The organism is Aquabacterium soli (assembly GCF_003933735.1).
GTDB classification, from domain to species: Bacteria; Pseudomonadota; Gammaproteobacteria; order Burkholderiales; family Burkholderiaceae_C; genus Aquabacterium; species Aquabacterium soli.
The window spans coordinates 64,934-83,557 of sequence record NZ_RSED01000004.1 but is presented as its reverse complement, the minus strand read 5'-3'; the positions used below and the strand labels follow the sequence as shown (position 1 = coordinate 83,557).

At 66.9% G+C, this 18,624-nt stretch carries 14 protein-coding genes and 2 tRNA genes; 12 read left to right on the top strand and 4 right to left on the bottom strand.

The window, feature by feature from the left end; genetic code table 11:
* Position 1: 1 nt before the first annotated feature.
* The 9 genes from EIP75_RS06025 to EIP75_RS05985 all read left to right on the top strand — a co-directional run bounded on the left by EIP75_RS06025 (position 2) and on the right by EIP75_RS05985 (position 8,186).
* On the top strand, positions 2-739 hold the full coding sequence (locus EIP75_RS06025) for a Rossmann-fold NAD(P)-binding domain-containing protein (protein ID WP_125242345.1): 738 nt from the start codon (positions 2-4) through the stop codon (positions 737-739).
* Entirely contained in the window at positions 736-2,220 is a 1,485-nt protein-coding gene (rng, locus tag EIP75_RS06020; protein ID WP_125242344.1) for a ribonuclease G, read from the top strand. The genes EIP75_RS06025 and rng overlap by 4 nt, the downstream gene beginning before the upstream one ends.
* A 190-nt stretch (positions 2,221-2,410) precedes the next feature.
* On the top strand, positions 2,411-4,126 hold the full coding sequence (gene mqo, locus EIP75_RS06015; protein WP_125242343.1) for a malate dehydrogenase (quinone): 1,716 nt from the start codon (positions 2,411-2,413) through the stop codon (positions 4,124-4,126).
* Between the two features lie 117 nt (positions 4,127-4,243).
* A complete protein-coding gene (gene tolB / locus EIP75_RS06010) occupies positions 4,244-5,563 on the top strand; it encodes a Tol-Pal system beta propeller repeat protein TolB (protein ID WP_125242342.1) in 1,320 nt (439 codons plus the stop codon).
* A gap of 49 nt (positions 5,564-5,612) precedes the next feature.
* Complete coding sequence (gene pal / locus EIP75_RS06005; protein ID WP_233584703.1) at positions 5,613-6,173, top strand: peptidoglycan-associated lipoprotein Pal; 561 nt, start codon at positions 5,613-5,615, stop codon at positions 6,171-6,173.
* Between the two features lie 32 nt (positions 6,174-6,205).
* Positions 6,206-7,012 (top strand): tol-pal system protein YbgF, encoded by an 807-nt coding sequence (gene ybgF / locus EIP75_RS06000; protein ID WP_233584702.1) that lies wholly within the window; start codon positions 6,206-6,208, stop codon positions 7,010-7,012.
* Between the two features lie 65 nt (positions 7,013-7,077).
* On the top strand, positions 7,078-7,887 hold the full coding sequence (locus EIP75_RS05995) for a tRNA threonylcarbamoyladenosine dehydratase (RefSeq protein WP_125242341.1): 810 nt from the start codon (positions 7,078-7,080) through the stop codon (positions 7,885-7,887).
* 28 nt (positions 7,888-7,915) lie between these two features.
* Positions 7,916-7,991 (top strand) — tRNA-Lys (locus tag EIP75_RS05990).
* A gap of 119 nt (positions 7,992-8,110) precedes the next feature.
* Positions 8,111-8,186 (top strand) — tRNA-Lys (locus tag EIP75_RS05985).
* A gap of 198 nt (positions 8,187-8,384) precedes the next feature.
* On the opposite strand, the gene EIP75_RS24825 is transcribed toward EIP75_RS05985, so the two are convergent.
* Entirely contained in the window at positions 8,385-10,049 is a 1,665-nt protein-coding gene (locus tag EIP75_RS24825; protein WP_125242340.1) for a methyl-accepting chemotaxis protein, read from the bottom strand.
* A 302-nt stretch (positions 10,050-10,351) separates the two neighbouring features.
* Here EIP75_RS24825 and EIP75_RS05975 point away from each other — a divergent pair, with 302 nt between their 5' ends.
* Complete coding sequence (locus EIP75_RS05975) at positions 10,352-11,035, top strand: response regulator transcription factor (RefSeq protein WP_233584701.1); 684 nt, start codon at positions 10,352-10,354, stop codon at positions 11,033-11,035.
* A gap of 21 nt (positions 11,036-11,056) precedes the next feature.
* Here EIP75_RS05975 and EIP75_RS05970 read toward each other — a convergent pair whose 3' ends face one another.
* A complete protein-coding gene (locus tag EIP75_RS05970; protein ID WP_158622755.1) occupies positions 11,057-13,207 on the bottom strand; it encodes an ATP-binding protein in 2,151 nt (716 codons plus the stop codon).
* Between the two features lie 157 nt (positions 13,208-13,364).
* Between EIP75_RS05970 and EIP75_RS05965 the strand changes: the two genes are divergently transcribed.
* Entirely contained in the window at positions 13,365-14,963 is a 1,599-nt protein-coding gene (locus tag EIP75_RS05965) for a methyl-accepting chemotaxis protein (RefSeq protein WP_125242337.1), read from the top strand.
* Between the two features lie 75 nt (positions 14,964-15,038).
* Entirely contained in the window at positions 15,039-15,314 is a 276-nt protein-coding gene (locus EIP75_RS05960; protein ID WP_125242336.1) for a hypothetical protein, read from the top strand.
* Positions 15,315-15,323: 9 nt separating this feature from the next.
* Here the strand turns inward: EIP75_RS05960 and EIP75_RS05955 are convergent, their stop codons facing one another.
* Positions 15,324-17,648 (bottom strand): ATP-dependent DNA helicase, encoded by a 2,325-nt coding sequence (locus EIP75_RS05955; RefSeq protein ID WP_125242335.1) that lies wholly within the window; start codon positions 17,646-17,648, stop codon positions 15,324-15,326.
* Entirely contained in the window at positions 17,648-18,484 is an 837-nt protein-coding gene (locus EIP75_RS05950) for a hypothetical protein (RefSeq protein ID WP_125242334.1), read from the bottom strand. Before EIP75_RS05950 ends, EIP75_RS05955 begins: the two co-directional genes overlap by 1 nt.
* Positions 18,485-18,624: the final 140 nt, after the last annotated feature.

Sequence of the window (18,624 nt, the reverse complement as noted above, 5' to 3'; positions counted from 1 at the left end):
CATGGACACCATCCTGCCGCCGCTGCCCGCCATGCCCCCTGGTGCGCTGCCGCGCGTGCTGCTGGCTGGCGGTACGGGCCTGGTCGGGCGCCACCTGCTGCAAAGCCTGGTGGCCGACCCCGGCGTAGGGCCCATCACGCTGTTGTCGCGTCGGCCCCTGGGGCTTGAAGAGCTGTTGCCCGAGGCCACCGTGGCGACCCTGCCCGAGGGCCGGGTGCGGGTGGCCGTGGTGGACTACGAGCACCTGGACAAGCAGGCCGATGTGCTGCACGCCGACTGGGTGTTCTGTGCCTTGGGCACCACCATCGCCCAGGCGGGCTCGCAAGAGGCGTTTCGCCGGGTGGACCACGACTACCCGCTGCAACTGGCCCGCCGCACGAAGGTGCTGCGCGCTCACCACTTCCTGCTGGTCAGCGCGGTGGGCGCCAAGGCCGATTCCAACCTCTTCTACAACCGGGTCAAAGGCGAGCTCGAAGACGCCCTGCGCACGCTGCAGTTCGACTCGCTCACGCTGGCGCGGCCCTCTCTGTTGCTGGGCGACCGCGCCAAGCAGCGCCTGGGCGAATCGCTGGCTGCGCGGCTGGGCTGGCTGATGCCGGCGCGCGCCAAGCCTGTGCAGGCGTCCCAGGTGGCGGCGGGCCTGCTGGCCGCGGCCCATGAGGGCCAGCCAGGCGTGCGCATCCTGGACAACCAGGCCCTGCGGCGCATGCCGCTGGCGCCAACCCTTTCCGAACAATGACCCAAGACATCCTCGTCAACTGGACCCCGCAGGAAACCCGTGTCGCCATCGTCGAGGGCGGCGCCGTGCAGGAGCTGCACGTCGAGCGCACGCTGGAGCGCGGCCTGGTTGGCAACATCTATGCGGGCAAGGTGGCCCGCGTGCTGCCCGGCATGCAGTCGGCCTTCATCGACATCGGCCTGGAGCGTGCGGCCTTTCTGCACGTGGCCGACCTGCACCGCGAAGACCACGGCAGCCGGGGCGGCCGTGCGCCCGACAACCCGCTGCCCATCGAAAAGCGCCTGCATGAGGGCCAGACCCTGATGGTGCAGGTGATCAAGGACCCGATCGGCACCAAGGGCGCGCGCCTGTCCACGCAGGTCAGCGTGGCCGGCCGCCTGCTGGTGTTCCTCCCGCAGGACGATCACATCGGCATTTCTCAGAAGATCGGCTCGCCCGAGCAGCGTGAGCAGTTGCGTGAGCGCATGGTGCGCTTGAGCCAGCCCGAGGGCGAGCCCCGCCGCGCGGGTGGCTACATCCTGCGCACCAATGCCGAAGATGCCACTGACGACGAGCTGGGCTCCGACATCGCCTACCTGCGCAAGACCTGGAACACCATCCGCGAACAGGGTCTGAAGGCCGCCCCCGGATCCTTGCTCTACCAAGAGCTGAACCTGGCCCAGCGCGTGCTGCGCGACCTGGTCAACGAGCACACCCAGACCATCCGCATCGATTCGCTGGTGCAGTTCGAATCCCTGCAGGCCTTCGGCCAGGAGTTCACGCCCTCGGCCGTGGGCCGCTTGAACCTGTACCGCGGCGAGCGCCCGATCTTCGACCTGTACAACATCGACCAGGAGGTCGAGCGGGCCCTGGGCCGGCGTGTGGATCTCAAGTCCGGGGGCTACCTGATCGTGGACCAGACCGAGGCGCTGACCACCATCGATGTCAACACGGGTGGCTACGTCGGGGCGCGCAACTTCGACGACACGATCTTCAAGACCAACCTGGAGGCCGCGCAGGCCATCGCGCGGCAGCTGCGCCTGCGCAACCTGGGTGGGATCATCATCATGGACTTCATCGACATGACGCGCGAGGAGCACCGCGAGAGCGTGCTGGCCGAGCTGCGCAAGCAGCTGGCGCGCGACCGCACCAAGAGCACGCTCAATGGCTTCTCGCCGCTGGGCCTGGTCGAGATGACGCGCAAGCGCACCCGCGAATCACTGGCCCACATGCTGTGCCAGCCGTGCCCCACCTGCGAGGGCAAGGGGCAGGTCAAGACGGCCCGCACCGTCTGCTACGACATCCTGCGCGAGATCCTGCGGGAGGCGCGCCAGTTCAACCCACGCGAGTTCCGCGTGGTGGCCAGCGCCACCGTGGTCGAGATGCTGCTCGATGAAGAGCATCAGCACCTGGCCGGCCTGTCGGATTTCGTCGGCAAGCCGATCTCTTTGCAGACAGAGCCATCCATGTCCCCCGAGCAGTACGACATCGTGCTGCTTTGAGGGGAGGGCGGCGAAGCCCCCCGTGTCTGCTTTCCCCTCGCACGGCGCAGGGGAACACCGTTTACTGGGATAATCCCCAGGGCAGAAAAACCTGATTTTTGCCATTGCACCATCCGGTGCGCGAGAAGCCTGCAGCCACCCCCGCAGGCTTTCTTTTTTTCGCAAGCCAAAGAAGCCCAAGAGGCATCCCATGAAAAAAACGATCAAGGCGTTGCTGAGCGCCTTCGTGCTGCTGGCCATTGCCGCAGCCTTGTTCCTGACCTGGCCGATTTTCCCGCGATCCGTGCCACCGGCCGAGAACGAGCAGCCCATCGATGTCGTGATGGTGGGCGGGGGCGTGATGAGCACCACCCTGGCCACCTATCTGCAGGAGCTCGAGCCCACCTGGAAGATCCAGGTTTTCGAGCGTCTGGATGGCGTGGCGCTGGAAAGCTCCAACGGCTGGAACAACGCCGGCACGGGCCACTCGGGCTTCGCCGAGCTGAACTACACCCCCGAATTGCCTGACGGCTCGATCGAGACCAAGCGCGCCATGGGCATCGCAGAGCAGTTCGAGGTGTCGCGCCAGTTCTGGACGCACCAGATCGGCCGGGGCCACATGCAATCGCCCGAGAGCTTCGTGAACCCCACGCCGCACATGAGCTTCGTGTGGGGTGATGAGAACATCGCGTACCTGCGCAAGCGCCACCAGGCCCTGATCCGCGAGCCGCTGTTCTACGGCATGCAGTTCTCCGAAGACCAGGCGCAGATCCGCCAGTGGGCGCCCTTGATGATCGAAGGGCGTGACCCGGGCCAGAAGGTGGCCGCCACCTACATGCCGCTGGGCACCGACGTGAACTTCGGCGTGGTGACCAACCAGTTGATGAAGGGCCTGCAGCAGAGCCCGAACTTCGCGCTCAAGCTTCAGCACGAGGTGCGCGCACTGCGCCAGAACGACGACAAGACCTGGAACGTGACCGTGGCCGACCTGGCCGATGGTGGCAAGGAGCGCACCGTCAAGGCCCGCTTCGTGTTCGTGGGCGCTGGCGGTGCCGCGCTCAAGCTGCTGCAGGCCTCGGGCATCCCTGAATCCAAGGACTACGCCGGCTTCCCGGTGGGCGGGCAGTTCCTGGCCATCACGAACCCGGCGCTGACCCAGCGCCACATCGTGAAGGCCTATGGCAAGGCCGCCACGGGCTCGCCCCCGATGTCGGTGCCTCACCTGGATGCGCGCAAGCTGGATGGCCAGCCCGTGGTGCTGTTCGGGCCCTTCGCCCTGGCCACCACCAAGTTCCTCAAGCAAGGCTCGTGGTTCGACCTGTTCTCGTCCGTCAACCACGACAACGTGGCTGGCATGCTGCGCGTGGGCATCCACAACCTGGACCTGGTGAAATATCTGGTACAGCAGGCCGAGCTCAGCGATGAAGACCGCCAGCGCGCGCTGCAGGAGTACTTCCCCAACGCCAAGCGCGAAGACTGGAAGCTGGTCACGGCCGGCCAGCGCGTGCAGGTCATCAAGCGAGACCCGAAAGAAGGGGCCGTGCTGCAGTTCGGCACCGAGGTCGTGACCGACAAGGACGGCACCATCGCGGCGCTGATGGGCGCATCGCCCGGCGCGTCCACCGCCCCGCACATCATGCTGAACCTGATGGCCAAGGCCTTCCCGCAGAAGATGACGGACGAGGGCTGGAAGCCGCGCCTGAAGCAGATCGTGCCGTCGTATGGGCGCAAGCTCAACGAGGACCCGGCCCTGACCAACCAGATCCGCCGCATGACCAGCACGGCGCTGCACCTGCCTTACCTGGACGTGCCCGCCGACCTGGTGCCGGGCAAGGTGGCCACCAAGGCCGCCGCGCCGGCGGCGTCGCCCGCGTCCGGGCCGGCCTCGTCACCGAGGCAGCTCAACAAGGAGCTGCAGGCGCTCTGATCGCCGCCTTTGTGAGGGTTGAGTTCGGCCGGCGCGACGCTGAACTTTTTCCTCGTTTAGCATTCCATGTCCAGACCTGATGGGCCCGAGGTCATGAACCCCTGCTGTTGAGCGCGCATGCAACAACCAACGTATCCGTTTGTCACACCTTCCACCTGCTCTCGCCGCCATGTGATGGCGGCCCTCGGGCTGGCCGGCGCGGTCGGCCTGGCAACCCCCGCCTGGGCGCAGTTCCGCGTCCAGATCAGCGGGGTGGGGGCCACCCAGATCCCGATCGCCATCGGCGCCTTCCGCGATGAGCAGCGTGGCCCGCAACCCGTGTCCGCCATCGTGCGCGCCGACCTCGAGCGCAGCGGATTGTTCCGGTCGCTCGACGCCTCGGCCGACCGGCTGGACGAGGTCTCGCGTCCGCCGCTGCCCGACTGGAAGACCAAGGGCGCCGATGCGCTGCTGGCCGGCTCCGTGAGCCCGCTGGCCGATGGCCGCTTCGATGTGCGCTACCGCCTGTGGGACGTGCTCAAGGCGCGCGACCTGAGTGGCCAGAGCCTGGTGGTGCCCGCGGCCGACCTGCGACTGGCCGCCCACCGCATCGCCGACGACATCTACGAGAAGCTGACGGGCGACAAGGGCGTGTTCGCCACCCGCATCGCCTACGTCAGCAAGGCGGGGCGCCGCTACACCCTGCTGGTGGCCGATGCCGACGGCGAGAACGCCCAGTCGGCCCTGACCAGCCAGCAGCCCATCATCTCGCCCGCCTGGGCGCCCGATGGCAAGCGCCTGGCGTATGTGAGCTTCCAGAACGGCAAGGCCGAGGTGATTTCGCAGGATGTGTCCACCGGCAAGCGCCGCCTGCTGGCCAGCTTCAAGGGCTCGAACAGCGCGCCGGCCTGGTCGCCCGACGGGCGCCAGCTGGTCGTCACGCTCAGCCGCGACGGCGTGTCGCAGCTCTACCTGATCAGCGCCGACGGCGAAGGCGCACCGCGCAGGCTCACCTCCAGCTCGTCCATCGACACCGAAGCCGCCTTCTCGCCCGATGGCAGCCTGGTCTACTTCGTGAGCGACCGGGGGGGCGGACCTCAGGTCTACAAGGTGCCGGTGGGCGGCGGCTCGGTGCAGCGCGTCACCTTCAGCGGGGCGTATAACATCAGCCCCAACATCAGTCCTGATGGAAAATGGCTGACCTACATCAGCCAGGTGAGCGGCGCCTTCCGCGTGCACCTGATGGACCTGTCCTCCGGCGATGCCCGCCCTCTGACCGATACCCGTGACGACGAACGTCCCAGCTTTGCGCCCAACGGCAAGCTCATCATCTATGCCACGCGCCAGCAAGGCCGTGACGTGCTGGTGACCACCTCGCTCGATGGCCGCATCAAGGCGGTGCTGGCCACCTCGCAGTCCGATGTGCGCCAGCCCGTGTGGGGCCCGTTCAACAAGTGACCTTTCTTTCTCTGATCACCATCAACAATTCGACTCCTGGAGCCTGACGATGAACACGCAACAAATCGACTCTTCCGTGATGACCCTGGCACGCCGTGCCACCGGCGTGGCCCTGGCCTGCTCGGCCCTGTGGCTGGTCGGCTGCGGCTCGAACGTGAAGCTCGAGGATCCCAAGCCAGCGCCCATCACCACCAGCTCGAACGCGCCCACGTCCACATCGGCCGCCTCGACCGTGGCCCCGGTGGAAGCCGCACCGATCGACCCGAGCGCGCTGCCGGCCAACCTGGCCCGCGTGATCTATTTCGACTACGACAGCTTCGTGGTGCGTGAAGACGCCCGCGGCACCGTCGACGGCTACGCCAAGTACCTCAACGCCAACAAGTCCAAGCACATCACCGTTGAAGGCCACACCGATGCGCGCGGCGGCAGCGAATACAACCTGGCCCTGGGCCAAAAGCGTGCCGAAGCCACCGTCAAGGCCCTGGGCCTGCTGGGCGTGTCGGCCAACCAGCTCGAAGCCGTGAGCTTCGGCAAGGAGCGCCCGGCCGTCGAAGGCAGCAATGAAGAAGCGTGGGCCAAGAACCGCCGCGCCGAGTTCAAGGGCCGTTGATTCTTCTTTGATCTGCAGGAAAGGGTGTTGTCGTGAAAGCACTGCGTGAGTTGTCCGGCCTGAAGGTGCTGCGACCCCTGGTCGTGGCCCTGGCCGCGCTGGGGGCTACCGCGGGGGCACAGGCTGCCCTGTTCGGTGACGATGAGGCCCGCAAGGCCATCCTGGACCTGCGTCAGCAACGCACGCAGGACCAGGATGCGCTCAACACCAAGCTGGGGGCGCTCAGCACCCAGGTCGACCAGTTGCGGCGCAGCCTGCTGGAGATGAACGCCCAGCTGGAGCAACTGCGCAGCGAGATGGCCTCGCAGCGTGGCCAGAACGAGGTCCTGGCGCGCGATGTGTCCGAGATCCAGCGGCGCCAGAAGGACCTGCAGCAGGGGATTGACGACCGCGTCAGCAAGCTCGAGCCCCAGTCGGTCACGCTGGATGGCAAGACCTTCCAGGCCGACCCGGAAGAAAAGCGCCAGTTCGAAGAGGCCCTGGCGCAACTGCGCCAGGCCGATTTCGCTGGCGGCCTGGCGGCGCTGAACACCTTCCTCAAGCGCTATCCGGCCACGGGATACAAGGAATCGGCGCTGTACTGGCTGGGCAATGCCTACTATGGCCAGCGTGATTACAAGCAGTCCATCAGCGTGTTCCGCTCGCTGCTGACGGCTGCGCCCCAGCACATGCGTGCGCCCGAGGCCATGCTGTCCATCGCCAACTGCCACACCGAGCTCAAGGAAACCAAGGCCGCGCGCAAGGCCCTGGACGACCTGATCAAGAACTACCCGGATTCCGAAGCCGCCCTGGTCGCGCGTGAGCGCCTGGCCAGTGCGTCGTCCAAGCCCAAGGGTTGATTCAAGCTTGACGATGGCGGCAGGCGCGTGTGCGTCTGCCGCCATTTCTTTTTGCCGTTCTGCACATGATCCCTGTCTCTGACGAAGCCGACCTGGAACGCCGTTTCGGCGGTTTGCGACGCCTGCACGGGCCCGCAGGCTATGCACGTGTGCGCGGTGCCCGCATCGCCGTGGTGGGCGTGGGCGGCGTGGGCTCTTGGACGGCCGAGGCCCTGGCACGCAGCGGTGTGGCCGAGCTCACGCTGATCGACCTGGACCACATCGCCGAATCCAACATCAACCGCCAGGTGCATGCGCTGGAGCCCACGTTGGGGCAGGCCAAGGTGCTGGCCTTGAAAGACCGCATCGCGCTGATCCACCCTGCCTGCGTGGTGCATGCCGTTGAAGAGTTCGTCGACGAGGCGAACGCGGCTGAGCTGCTGGGCGCGCAACCCCTCGATGGCGTGATCGATTGCTGTGACCAGGTGCGTGCCAAGGCCGCGGTGGCCGCCTGGGCGCAGGCGCAGGGCGTGCCCGTGGTGGCGGTGGGTGCTGCTGGAGGCAAGGTGTCGCCGCATCTGCTGGAAGTGGCCGACCTGGCACAGGTGACGCATGACCCGTTGCTGGCCAGCCTGCGTCAGCGCTTGCGGCAGCGCCACGGTGGCGTGCGCAAGGGCCCGATGGGCCTGACCTGCGTGTTCTCACGGGAGGCGGTGCGCCCGCCTCAGGACGCGGTGTGCGAGGTGGACGGCGAAGTGGGCGAACCAGCGGAAGCGGCCTCCAGCGATGGCAGCCTCAACTGCCACGGCTTCGGCTCCAGCGTCACGGTCACGGCCACCTTCGGCATGGTGGCCGCTGCAGAACTTCTGAATCGTCTGATCGCGGGCAAGCGCTGAAACGCGCTATACTCTTGGGCTTTTCCGGGGGTCGTTAGCTCAGTCGGTAGAGCAGCGGACTTTTAATCCGTTGGTCGCGTGTTCGAGTCACGCACGACCCACCAGAATTTCAGATCATTGCAACGATGCTTGCCAAACACTCGCAAAGTTGTATATAATCTGAGGCTTCGCGGGGATAACCAAATTCCTCGAAACGCTTGCAGCCTCAGGGCTTAAGCAAAGCGGGCTCTTAGCTCAGTTGGTAGAGCAGCGGACTCTTAATCCGTTGGTCGAGTGTTCGAGTCACTCAGGGCCCACCAAAATTTCTTCAGTCGTCTGCTGTGTGCAAGCACATGCAGGCGGCCCGAAGTGTGAAAGCCACCTCAGGGTGGCTTTTTTCTTGCCTGCTTGGGCACCTGTTGCTTGCAGGCACCGGTGCGCGGGGTTGTGGCAGGTGCGGGGCCGATGGCTCTGAGGCCACCATGTGACCCCAGGCGCGTGCCCCATCCATGTTCAGTTCAGTGCGCCAGTTGCGGCACCAGCGAGCGGCCACCGCCTTGCCGGCCCATGCCCGAGGTGGCGGGCATGCCGTTGCCAGAGCCATGCTCCCCATCGTTGGACAGCTTGAACACGCTCACCGCCTCGGTCAGCCGCCTGGCCTGCTGGTGCAGGCTGTCGGCGGCGGCGGCGCTTTCTTCCACCAGTGAGGCGTTCTGCTGAGTCATCTGGTCCAGCTGGGCCACGGCCAGGTTGACCTGACCGATGCCCGATGTCTGCTCGCTCGAGGCGCTGCTGATCTCGCCGATCAGGTCGGCCACGCGCTTGACCTGCATGACGATGTCTTCCATCGCGCTGCCTGCCTGGTTCACCAGGCTCGAGCCAGCATCCACCTGGCTCACGCTGTCCGCGATGAGGGTGCGGATCTCCTTGGCGGCTTCGCCGCTGCGCTGGGCCAGCGAGCGGACCTCGCCAGCCACCACGGCGAAGCCGCGGCCTTGCTCACCCGCACGGGCGGCTTCCACGGCCGCATTCAAGGCCAGGATGTTGGTCTGGAAGGCGATGCCATCGATCACACCGATGATGTCGCCGATCTTGCGTGAACTGGCGCTGATGCTCTGCATGGTGCTCACCACCTGTCCCATCACCTGGCCGCCATTGCTCGCGGCCTGGCTGGCCGATGCGGACAGCTGGGTGGCCTGCTGCGCTGTGTCGGCGTTGTGCTTGACCGTGGTGTGGAGCTCTTCCATCGACGAGGCGGTTTCCTGCAGGTTGGAGGCCTGCTCTTCGGTGCGCTGCGACAGGTCGGAAGCGCCATTGGAAATCTGCGATGAACCGGTGGCGATGCTGTCGGAGGCCTGGCGTACCTGGGTGACCAGGCCGGCCAGGCTGCCCTGCATGTGGCCCAGCGAGGCCATGACGCTGCGGCGGGGGGCCTGCTCCGCGCCCTCGATGAGGCTGAGATCGCCTTCGGCCACGCGGCGGGCCGCGGCGCCCAGTTCAGCCGGTTCCGCGCCCAGCGCGCGGGTGAGGCCCCGGGTGATCATCATGGCCAGGCCGGTGGACGCCGCCACGGCCAGCACGCAGAGGGTCACCAGCAAGGCCCGATCGGCTTCGTAGTCGGCTTCGGCGCCAGCTTCATCGCTCTTGGCCTGCTCAGTGGACAAGGCGATGTAGTCGTTGGTGGCCTTGATGAGCGCGGCCAGCAGCGGGCGGCAATCGGCGTTCATCTTGGTGATGGCTTCTTCCTGGCGGTCGTGCACCGCCAGATCCACGATGTTCAGGGCCACCGGGCCGTACTGCGATTCGATGCGGGCCAGTTCCTTGAACTGGGCGCGCTCCTTGTCGGACACCCCTTCTGTCTGCTCGACCATCTCGCCGAGCTGCTTGAGGACGGCCTGCATCTGCTCATGGGCCTGCACCACGCTGCGCTGCTCATTGCCACGGTCGGATGCGTCCTTGACGAGCACCAGGTTGCGCGCGCTGACAGCACGGGCATTGGCGGCGGCGCGCACCTCGTTCGCGAGGCCCACGCGAGCGCTTGTCTGCTCCACATAGTTGGAGAAGTCGTTGTGGCTTCTTGAAAGAGATCGCAATGAGAGTCCTGACACCACGAGGACGAGCAGGGCCAGTGCGCCAAAGGCGCCCAGCAGTCTGGTGCGGACGGTGAGGGGTCTCGAACTCATGTGAAGGCCTACAACTTTCTCGCTCGCAGCGAAAACCTGACATCAAAAACCGAACTTCGCGATCGAAGGCGGTGACGGCATGGATGCCCGTCACTCCAGGTTTTCGGAATCGAGCGCGCTCACTTTAGTCATTTGTGATCAGTGGCAACAACACCCTAAAGCGCGAAAATCCGCGTTGCACGTGATCTATTCCGCGTGCTGGGTGACGAAGCACAGTTCACAATGTGGTGTGCTGTAACTGATCGTGCGTCCTTCACGGCGCCGAGCCGTTCTTTTGTCCGATGTCCTTTGATACCGCCTCCTTGCCCGACTCCCTGGCCCTGGTCGATGACGATCCGGAGTACAGCGAGTTCCTGGCCCAATACCTCAGCACCGCCGGCGTGCGTGTGCACCGGTATGCCGACAGTGCCGAACTGCTGGCCGATCACGAGCCTTTCCGCCACGGCTTCTACCTGGTCGATCTGATGCTGCCCGGCATCGATGGCCTGGAGCTCATCCGCGTGCTGCGCAAGCGCACGCAGGTGGGGGTTCTGGTGGTGTCCGGGCGCGTGGCGCCCGATGTCTTCGCCTCGGTGGTGGATGCCGGCGCCGACATGTACCTGGCCAAGCCGGTCAACTTCGAGCAGGTGGCGGTGGTCATCCGCGCGGTGCACCGGCGTGTTGCCGCCACCCGTGGGCGCTCATCGGCCTGGATGCTCGACCGCCGCGCCGCCCAGTTGGTGGCGCCCGATGGCGTGCGGATCGACATGAGCGACCTGGACATGGCCGTGATGGCGTGCTTCCTGACGGCCCAGGGCCAGTCGGTCACGCGTGAGCAACTGTGCCAGCAACTGGGACGCCCCGTGTCAGAAGAGCCCGACAACGCCTTGAGCGCCACCATCTACCGCCTGAGACGCCGCATCGAGCGGGCCACCGATTGTGTCGTGCCGCTGCAGTCGCTGTCGCGGGTGGGCTATGTGTTCAAGGGCGAGTTGATCGAAGGCTGAGGCCCCCCGGACTGCTGGCGTTCAGCCATCCTGTGGCAGCAGCAGTCGGAAGATGGAGCCCTGTGGCGTGTTGGGGCGCAGATCCACCATGCCGCCGTGCAGGACCATCACGCGCTGCACGATGAACAGGCCCAGGCCATGGCCGGGCACGCCGTTGTCGCCTCGGGCACCGCGCTCGAACAGGCGTGGTTGCAGGGATGCCGGCACGCCCGGGCCCTGGTCCAGCACCTCCAACACCAGTGCCAGCGGGTCGTCGCTGTCGCTCACGCGCAGCACCACATCGGTGTCGGGGGGTGAATAGGCCAGGGCGTTGCCCAGCAGGTTGCGCAGGGCCAGGCGCACCAGTCCCATGTCCATCGAGGCCGTGCGCGTGGCGGACTGCCGCACGATGCGCACGCGGTGGCGCGCTTGTGGGTCGAGATCGCCCAGGCTGAGTTCGATCAGGGTGTCGACATCGGTGTCGTGGCATTCGATGCGGTCAGGGCTGGCCAGCAGGGCGGTGGCCGCCAGGGTGTTGTTCAGCGACGCGACGATCTGTCCGATCACGGACTGGGCACGCTGCACGGCGTCGGCCACCCCGGTGGATTCCTGCCCGGCGGGCGGCGGCCTGTGGCGATCTGCCAGCGCCGCGCGGGCACCCTGCAGGGCCGCAGAGGCATTGTTCAAAGGCTGGCGCACCTCATGGGCCAGGATGCGGACGAACTCCTCGCGCTCCGACACGCGTTCGCTCAGGGCGCGGGCCTGCTGCTCGGCCACCAACCGCGCCGCGTGTTCGCGTGCGGCCGTCTTGCGATCGGTCACGTCTCGTGAGGCGCAGAACAGCAAGGGCTCGCCGTCCAGCAACACGCCCATGGTGCTCACCTCCACCGCCAGCAGGCTGCCGTCCACGCGGCGGTGCACGCTGCTGAACTTGCCGTAGCGGTTGGGCTCGATGGGGGTGTACAGCGCCGTGAGGTCCTTGGTGGACAGGCCGGCATCCCATTGCCCGAGATGGGTGCCCAGCAACTGCTCGCGCGTGGCGCCCAGCATGGCACCGAAGGTGTCGCTCACCTCGACCAGGCGACCCTGGGCGTTGATCACGTGCACGCCGTCGCTGGAGGTGCGCAGCAACGCCTGGCTGCGCTGGCCGGCCTGCACGGTGGCCTGCTGGCTCTGGATGTCCCGGCGCCAGCTGCGGTAGATCAGCGCGGAGCATCCCAGCATGGCCGCCGCCACGATCAGCAGGTACAGGCCCAGGTGCACGCGCTGCAGGCGCCAGGAGGCCAGTTGCTCGCCGGCGTCCAGGCCCACGACGACGTACAGCGGGTAGCGGCCAACGCGCTCGTAGTGGTTGATGCGCTCGATGTTGTCCAGGGTGGTGGGCGCGGTGTAGTTGCCGCCTTGTGGTGACCTGCGCAGCGCCTGGCGCAGCTCGGTCGAGACCTTGTCACTGCCGATGGCGCTGGCGTTGTCGCCTTGCGTGGTGCGCCGCGCCACCAGGCGCATGCTGGCCGTGCGCAGGCTGACGGCGCCGTGCTCGCCCAGGTCGATGCTGGCGAACAGCTGCTCGAAGTGGCGCGAGGACAGCGAGGTGTAGATGATGCCCGCGAAGCTGCCATCGGGCGCGCTCAGACGCCGGGCCAGCACGACCACCCAGCGGCCGCTGATGCGCGACTGCAGCGGCTCGGACATGATCAGCCGATCGCCGGTGACGGCGCGTGCCTGCGCGAAGTAGGCGCGGTCTCCCACGTTGACGATCCTGGACAGCGGCAGGCCCGCGCCATGCAGCACCTGGCCCTGCGCATCGGTGATGCGCAGGCCTTCGCCCTCGGCCAGCAGCCGTTGGTGCTCGGCCAGCGACTGCTTCACATCGCCTGCGCTCGGATGGCCATGCTGCAAACGTTCTTCATGGACATGGCCGGCCAGGCGCAGTGCCAGGTCCAGCTTGTCGATGGTCGATCCGATGTTCTGCTGCAGCGTGCGCGCCAGGTTGGTGGTGGCTGCATCGGTGCGGGCCAGGTGGCTTTGCAGGCTCCAGCGCAGGGACAGCAGCGACAGGCCGATGAACAGTGCCAGCAGCAGCAGGTTGACCAGCACCAGCTTGGCGAGCAGGCGGCCTGGGCGCGCGGGTGCGGGCGTGGCCGCCAGGTGGACACCAGGGATGGTGTCCGAAAAGGCTGGCGTGGTGTTCACGGGGGTGATGGGAAGATCATGCGATGGCGAAGAGGGGAGGGGCGCAACGGGATTATTCACGCGATACCGGGTGCCTGCCATCGGTATAGTTGCTTCATTCCTCAAGGGCCCTCACAGGGCCCTTGTGCTTTTTGCCGTTGGAGACTGTCGCGACAAGATGAGAAAGAACTTCCCGATCACCCAGAACGAGTTCGCACTGGTCGACGGTGAGACCCTGGTGTCCGCCACCGACCTGAAAGGCCGCATCACCTACTGCAACCCGGCCTTCGTGCGGGTCAGCGGTTTCCTGCGCGATGAGCTCATCGGCCAGCCGCACAATCTCATCCGGCATCCTGACATGCCTTCCGAGGCATTTCGCGATCTGTGGGCCACGGTGCAGGCCGGTCGCCCCTGGTCGGCGCTCGTCAAGAACCGCCGCAAGGATGGCGATCACTACTGGGTGCAGGCCAATGTGACGCCGGTGCTCGAAGGCGGTCGGGTGGTGGGCTATCTGTCCGTGCGCACACGGCCTGACCGCGAGCAGGTGGACGCTGCGGCGGCCTTGTACCAGCGCATGCAGGAGGAAGCGCGCGATGGCGCTTTGATGACGCACTTGCGGGAAGGGCGCCTGTGGCGCCGGGGCTTGGCGGGCCTGGTCCAATCGGCGCAGCGCATGTCGCTGGGCGCACGTGTGCAGGCCGGCAGCCTGTTGACGCCTGTGGCCGTGGCATTGGGCGCGTGGTGGGGTTGTGGCCTGACCGCGGGGCAGGGCGCTGGCCTGCTGGGGGTGGCGGTGGTGCTGGGCCTGTGGCAGGGCTGGCGTTGGCAACGCAGCCTGGTGCAACCCATCCGTGGGCTGATCAAGCAGGCGCACCGCATGGCGGCGGGCGATCTGTCCTTGATGAACGAGGCGGGGCGCTACGATGAACTGGGCCGGCTGGAGCGGGCCATGGTGCAGCTCAACGTCAATCTGCAGGCCATCGTGGGCGATGTGCGCCGCGAGATCATCGGCATCCATTCGGCCTCGCGGGATATCGCGCTGGGCAACCACGACCTGTCCGAGCGCACCGATTCGCAGGCCAGCAACCTGCAGGAAACCGCCTCGGCCCTGGAGCAGATCACCGGCAATGTGCGCACCAGTGCCGATGCCGCGCGCCAGGCCGCGGGGCGTGCCGAGCACACGCACGAGATGGCGCGCCGCAGCCAGCAGTCGGTGCAGGAAATCGTGGCGCAGATGGATGCCATCGCGCAGGCCTCCGGCCGCATCGGCGAGATCGTGGACGTGATCAACCGCATCGCCTTCCAGACCAACCTGCTGGCGCTGAACGCCGCGGTGGAAGCGGCGCGGGCTGGCGAGGCCGGTAAGGGCTTCGCGGTGGTGGCCTCCGAGGTGCGTGCGCTGGCCAACCGATCTCGTCAGGCCGCCGGCGAGATCAAGGTGCTGGTGGACAACGCGTTGACCACCATCGAGCAGGGGCACGAACGGGTGCGCTCCAACGGCGAGCTGATGCAGCAGACGCTGGGCTCGGTGCAGGCGGTGAGCGACCTGGTGTCCAGCATCAGCCGCGCCAGTGCCGAGCAGTCCGTGGGCCTGACGGAGGTGAGCCGGGCGGTGGCCTCGCTCGATGGCATCACGCACCAGAACGCGGCGATGGTGGAGCAGCTCTCGGTGGCGGCTGCGGCCCTGAGCGGCCAGGCCGATCAGGTGGCCGAGGCTGTGCGGATCTTCCGCGTGCGTGAGCCGGCATCGGCCGAGATCTGCGAAGTGGTGGGCTGACACCCCGGGTATGTGGCTTGCCTGAGTGATTGGCTTTGGCCGAGGCTTTTCGGCCGACCTCCCAGGAGATATCCCATGCGCCCCATGATCTGGATTGCGGCCCTCGCTTCGGTGGGCTTGGTGGCCCGTTATGTCAACAAGGAAGCCTCGCGCATGCCGCGTGGCTTGGTGCTCCAGCCAGATGAGGGGCACGATGAACGCGCCATCGGGGAAGCGGTTGAAAGCGGTTCGCCCAATGATGCTGAGCGCCTGCGTGCGCGAGGCCTGGGGACGGTGCCGCTGCCCACGGCGGCCACGCCTGAAGAGCGCGGCAGCATCCCGGGCCTGCCCGATTTCATGCGCGGTGCCTGACGCAGGTGCTCACAGGCCTGCTGGAGCAGCCCACCACGTCGGGAGCAGCTCGCGTACGCGGGCCTGAGCGAAGCGCTCATCCATCAGCACGACCACGCCTTCATCCTGCGGAGTGCGGATCACGCGCCCTGCGGCCTGCACCACTTTCTGCAGGCCAGGGTAGAGGTAGGTGTAGTCGTGCCCCAGCCGTGCGCCGAACAGGCGCTGCAGGCGGTGGCAGATCTCTTCGTTGACCGGGTTGAACTGCGGCAGGCCCAGGGTGGCGATGAAGGCCCCCACCAGGCGCCGGCCCGGCAGGTCCACACCTTCGGCGAAGGCCCCGCCCAGCACCGCGAATCCGATGCCCTGGCCATGCTCGGTGAAGCGGGCCAGGAAGCTGCTTTGCTCGCCCTCGCTCATGCCGCGTGATTGACGCCAGGTGGGGATCGTGGGGTTCAGTGCCTCGAAGTGGTCGGCGGCCTGGCGCAGGTAGTCGAAGCTGCTGAAAAAGGCGAGGTAGTTGCCTGGGCGCGCCTGGTAGTGCGAGGCCATCAGCGTGGCCATGGGCTGCAGGGAGGCTTCGCGGTCCTTGTAGCGAGTGGACAGGCGTGTGGCGACGTCGACCTGCAGTTGCCGGGCATCGAAGGGCGAAGGCAGGTCGATGCAGGCCGTGTTGTCCGGCAGGCCCAGGGTGTCGAGCTGGTAGTTCCAGGGCTGCACGGTGGCGGAAAACAGGGTGGCCGTGTGCAGGCCGGCCCAGCGTGGCGCCAAAAAGGGCGCGGGCACCAAATTGCGCAGGCACAGCACGGTGTTGGGCTTGCCCCGCGAGCCGGGCGGCGGGGCTTGCTTGTGCACGTCGAACATCGAGTGCTCGTCGAACAGCTCGGCCACGCGGGTGAAGTGCAGGGCGTCGAAGTAGAAGCCTTGCAGGGCCGTGTCTGTGGCTGCTGCCGGGTGCTCGGTCAGGTGGTCGGTGATGGCGCCGACCAGGTGCTGCAGGGCCTGCACCAGGGCGAAAGGTGGTTCGTCGTGTGGCTGGTAATCGGCCGTCTGCACCTTGACGAGCGACTGCCAGAGGCGGTGCACACGCTCCAGCGGGCGCTTGAGCGGGGCGGGGGCCGTGCGGCGCAGGCTGCGCAAAGCATGCTGAGACAGTTCGGCCGAGTACATGCCCCTTGCGCGGTCCAGCAGATTGTGGGCTTCATCCACCAGGGCCGCCGCCCGCCACTGCTGGGCCTGTGTCAGGCTGTGCAGCATCGCGTGCAGGTCGAAATAGTGGTTGTAGTCGCCCACGACGATGTCGGCCCAACGCGCCAGCTCCTGCCCCAGGTAGTAGGGGCAGACGCCATGCGCGGAGGCCACGGCGCGCACCTGGGCCTTGTCCAGGGCCTGGCCTGCATCGATGGCGGCCTGACGCGCCTGCGGCAGGCGGTTGTAGAAGCCCTGGGCCAGTGGGCAAGATTCGCCGTGGCAAGCCTTGTCGGGGTGCTCGCAGGCCTTGTCGCGTGCCACCAGTTCGAGCACGCGCCAGGGGGCTGGTGTGGGAGTGGGGTGCAGTTGCTGCAGGGCATCGAGCGCAAGCTGGCGTCCGGAGGTCTTGGCCGACAGGTAGAAAAGCTTGTCGATGCCTTGCGACGGGCAGGCCTTGAGCAGCGGGAACAATGTACCGATGGTCTTGCCGATGCCGGTAGGGGCCTGGGCCAGCAGGCAGCGCCGGTGCGTGGCGGCCTTGTAGACGGCCTCGGCCAGGGGGCGCTGGCCAGTGCGGAAATCGGCATGGGGAAAGCGCAGCGTGGCCAGGGCCTGGTCGCGTGTCTGGCGGTGCGTGGCTTCCTGCGTGGCCCAGGCCAGGAAGCGCCGGCACTGGTCTTCGAAGTGGGTGCGCAGTTCATCGGCCGACCAGGTCTCGGCCAGCACGGTTTCCCGCTCGGTGCCCACGTCCAGGTACACCAGCGCGATCTCGAGTTGGGCCAGGCCCTGCTGGGCGCACAACAGGTGGCCATAGACGCGGGCCTGGGCCCAGTGCAGGTGGCGGTGGTTGTCGGGTTGTTGATCGAGCGCGCCCCGGTGCGTCTTGATTTCTTCCAGGCACGGGCGACGGGCATCGAACCCATCGGCACGGCCCCGCACGTGCAAGGTCTGGCCGCCGGCTTCGAAGCGACCTTCCAATGGCAACTCGGTCTGGTAGCCAGCCCCGCGCCTCGTGGCCACCAGGGCATGCCCGGCCATGCCTTCCTGGGCGGTGGGCGAGGGCGTGAAGCGCAGGTCCAGATCACCCTGGCGGGCGGTGAAGTCGCACAGTGCGCGCACGGCGATCGTGTAGGCCGGTGGCGCCACGGCAGCAGCGTTGGACATCAGGCCAGAGGCGCCAGCGGGCTTTGCGCCAGGTCTTCGTCGGGGCACAGCGGCGTGGCCTTGGCCAGCGCCATCCACACGGCAAAGGGCAGGGTGCGGGGCGTGTGGCGCGCCGGGCGGGCCAGCTCCAGCCGGCCGGTGTCCAGATCGCCATGCAGCAGCCACACGCCGAAGGCGTCGGGCACCTCGGCGGGGTCGGCCACGCTGGCGGGGAAGACGTAATAGCACTCGCAGGACAGCCATTGGTAGGCCTGGCGCTTGGCCTCGTGCCGCAGGTCGGAGAGCAGGTCGGCCCGACTGACCTTGATCTCGTGGACCATGGGTCGCAGGTAGGCCTCCACCGTGGTGTTGCGCAGGGAGAAGAGATCAGGTCGGGCCATGCGCCATCGGTGGTCTGCCTTCGGGTTGGCGACATGCTCTGGGGTGGGCCACAGGCTGGCAGGGCCTGACTCTTGCACGGCGGCAAGTGCCGCAGGCCTGTCAGCGTCCAGCGGGGGCTGCAAAGTCTGCGGGTGGGCGACGAAGGCTCGGAGCGACAATTCCCGCCAGACCACCCGACCGTCACCGCGCAATTGCGTGGCCATGCGATCTCCAAGCTGGTCGTGGCGACTGGCGGCGCGTTGCGCCTGGCGCCTGGCATTGGCCAGGAACTGGATTCCTGCACTGGTCAGGTGGAGCGTGTCGCGCCCATGGACATCGGTGTCCAGACGGACCAGTTCGGCTGCCAGGAGATCGATCTCGATGGAATCGAGGCATGGCCAGCCGGCAGAGCGCCAGATGTGCATCAGTCGCGTGCGGTGCACGCGCGTGGGGACAAAAGAGGAGACGGTGCTCATGAGCGTCCGAAGGTGTCGGTATCTGTATGTCCGTAAGGGACCCTCTTAGCTTCAGCAATGCTGGGCAGCTGTATGAATATACAGCATAACTCAAGCTCAAGGCAGGTACGGGGTGGGGCAAGTGACCGAACCAGAAGCAA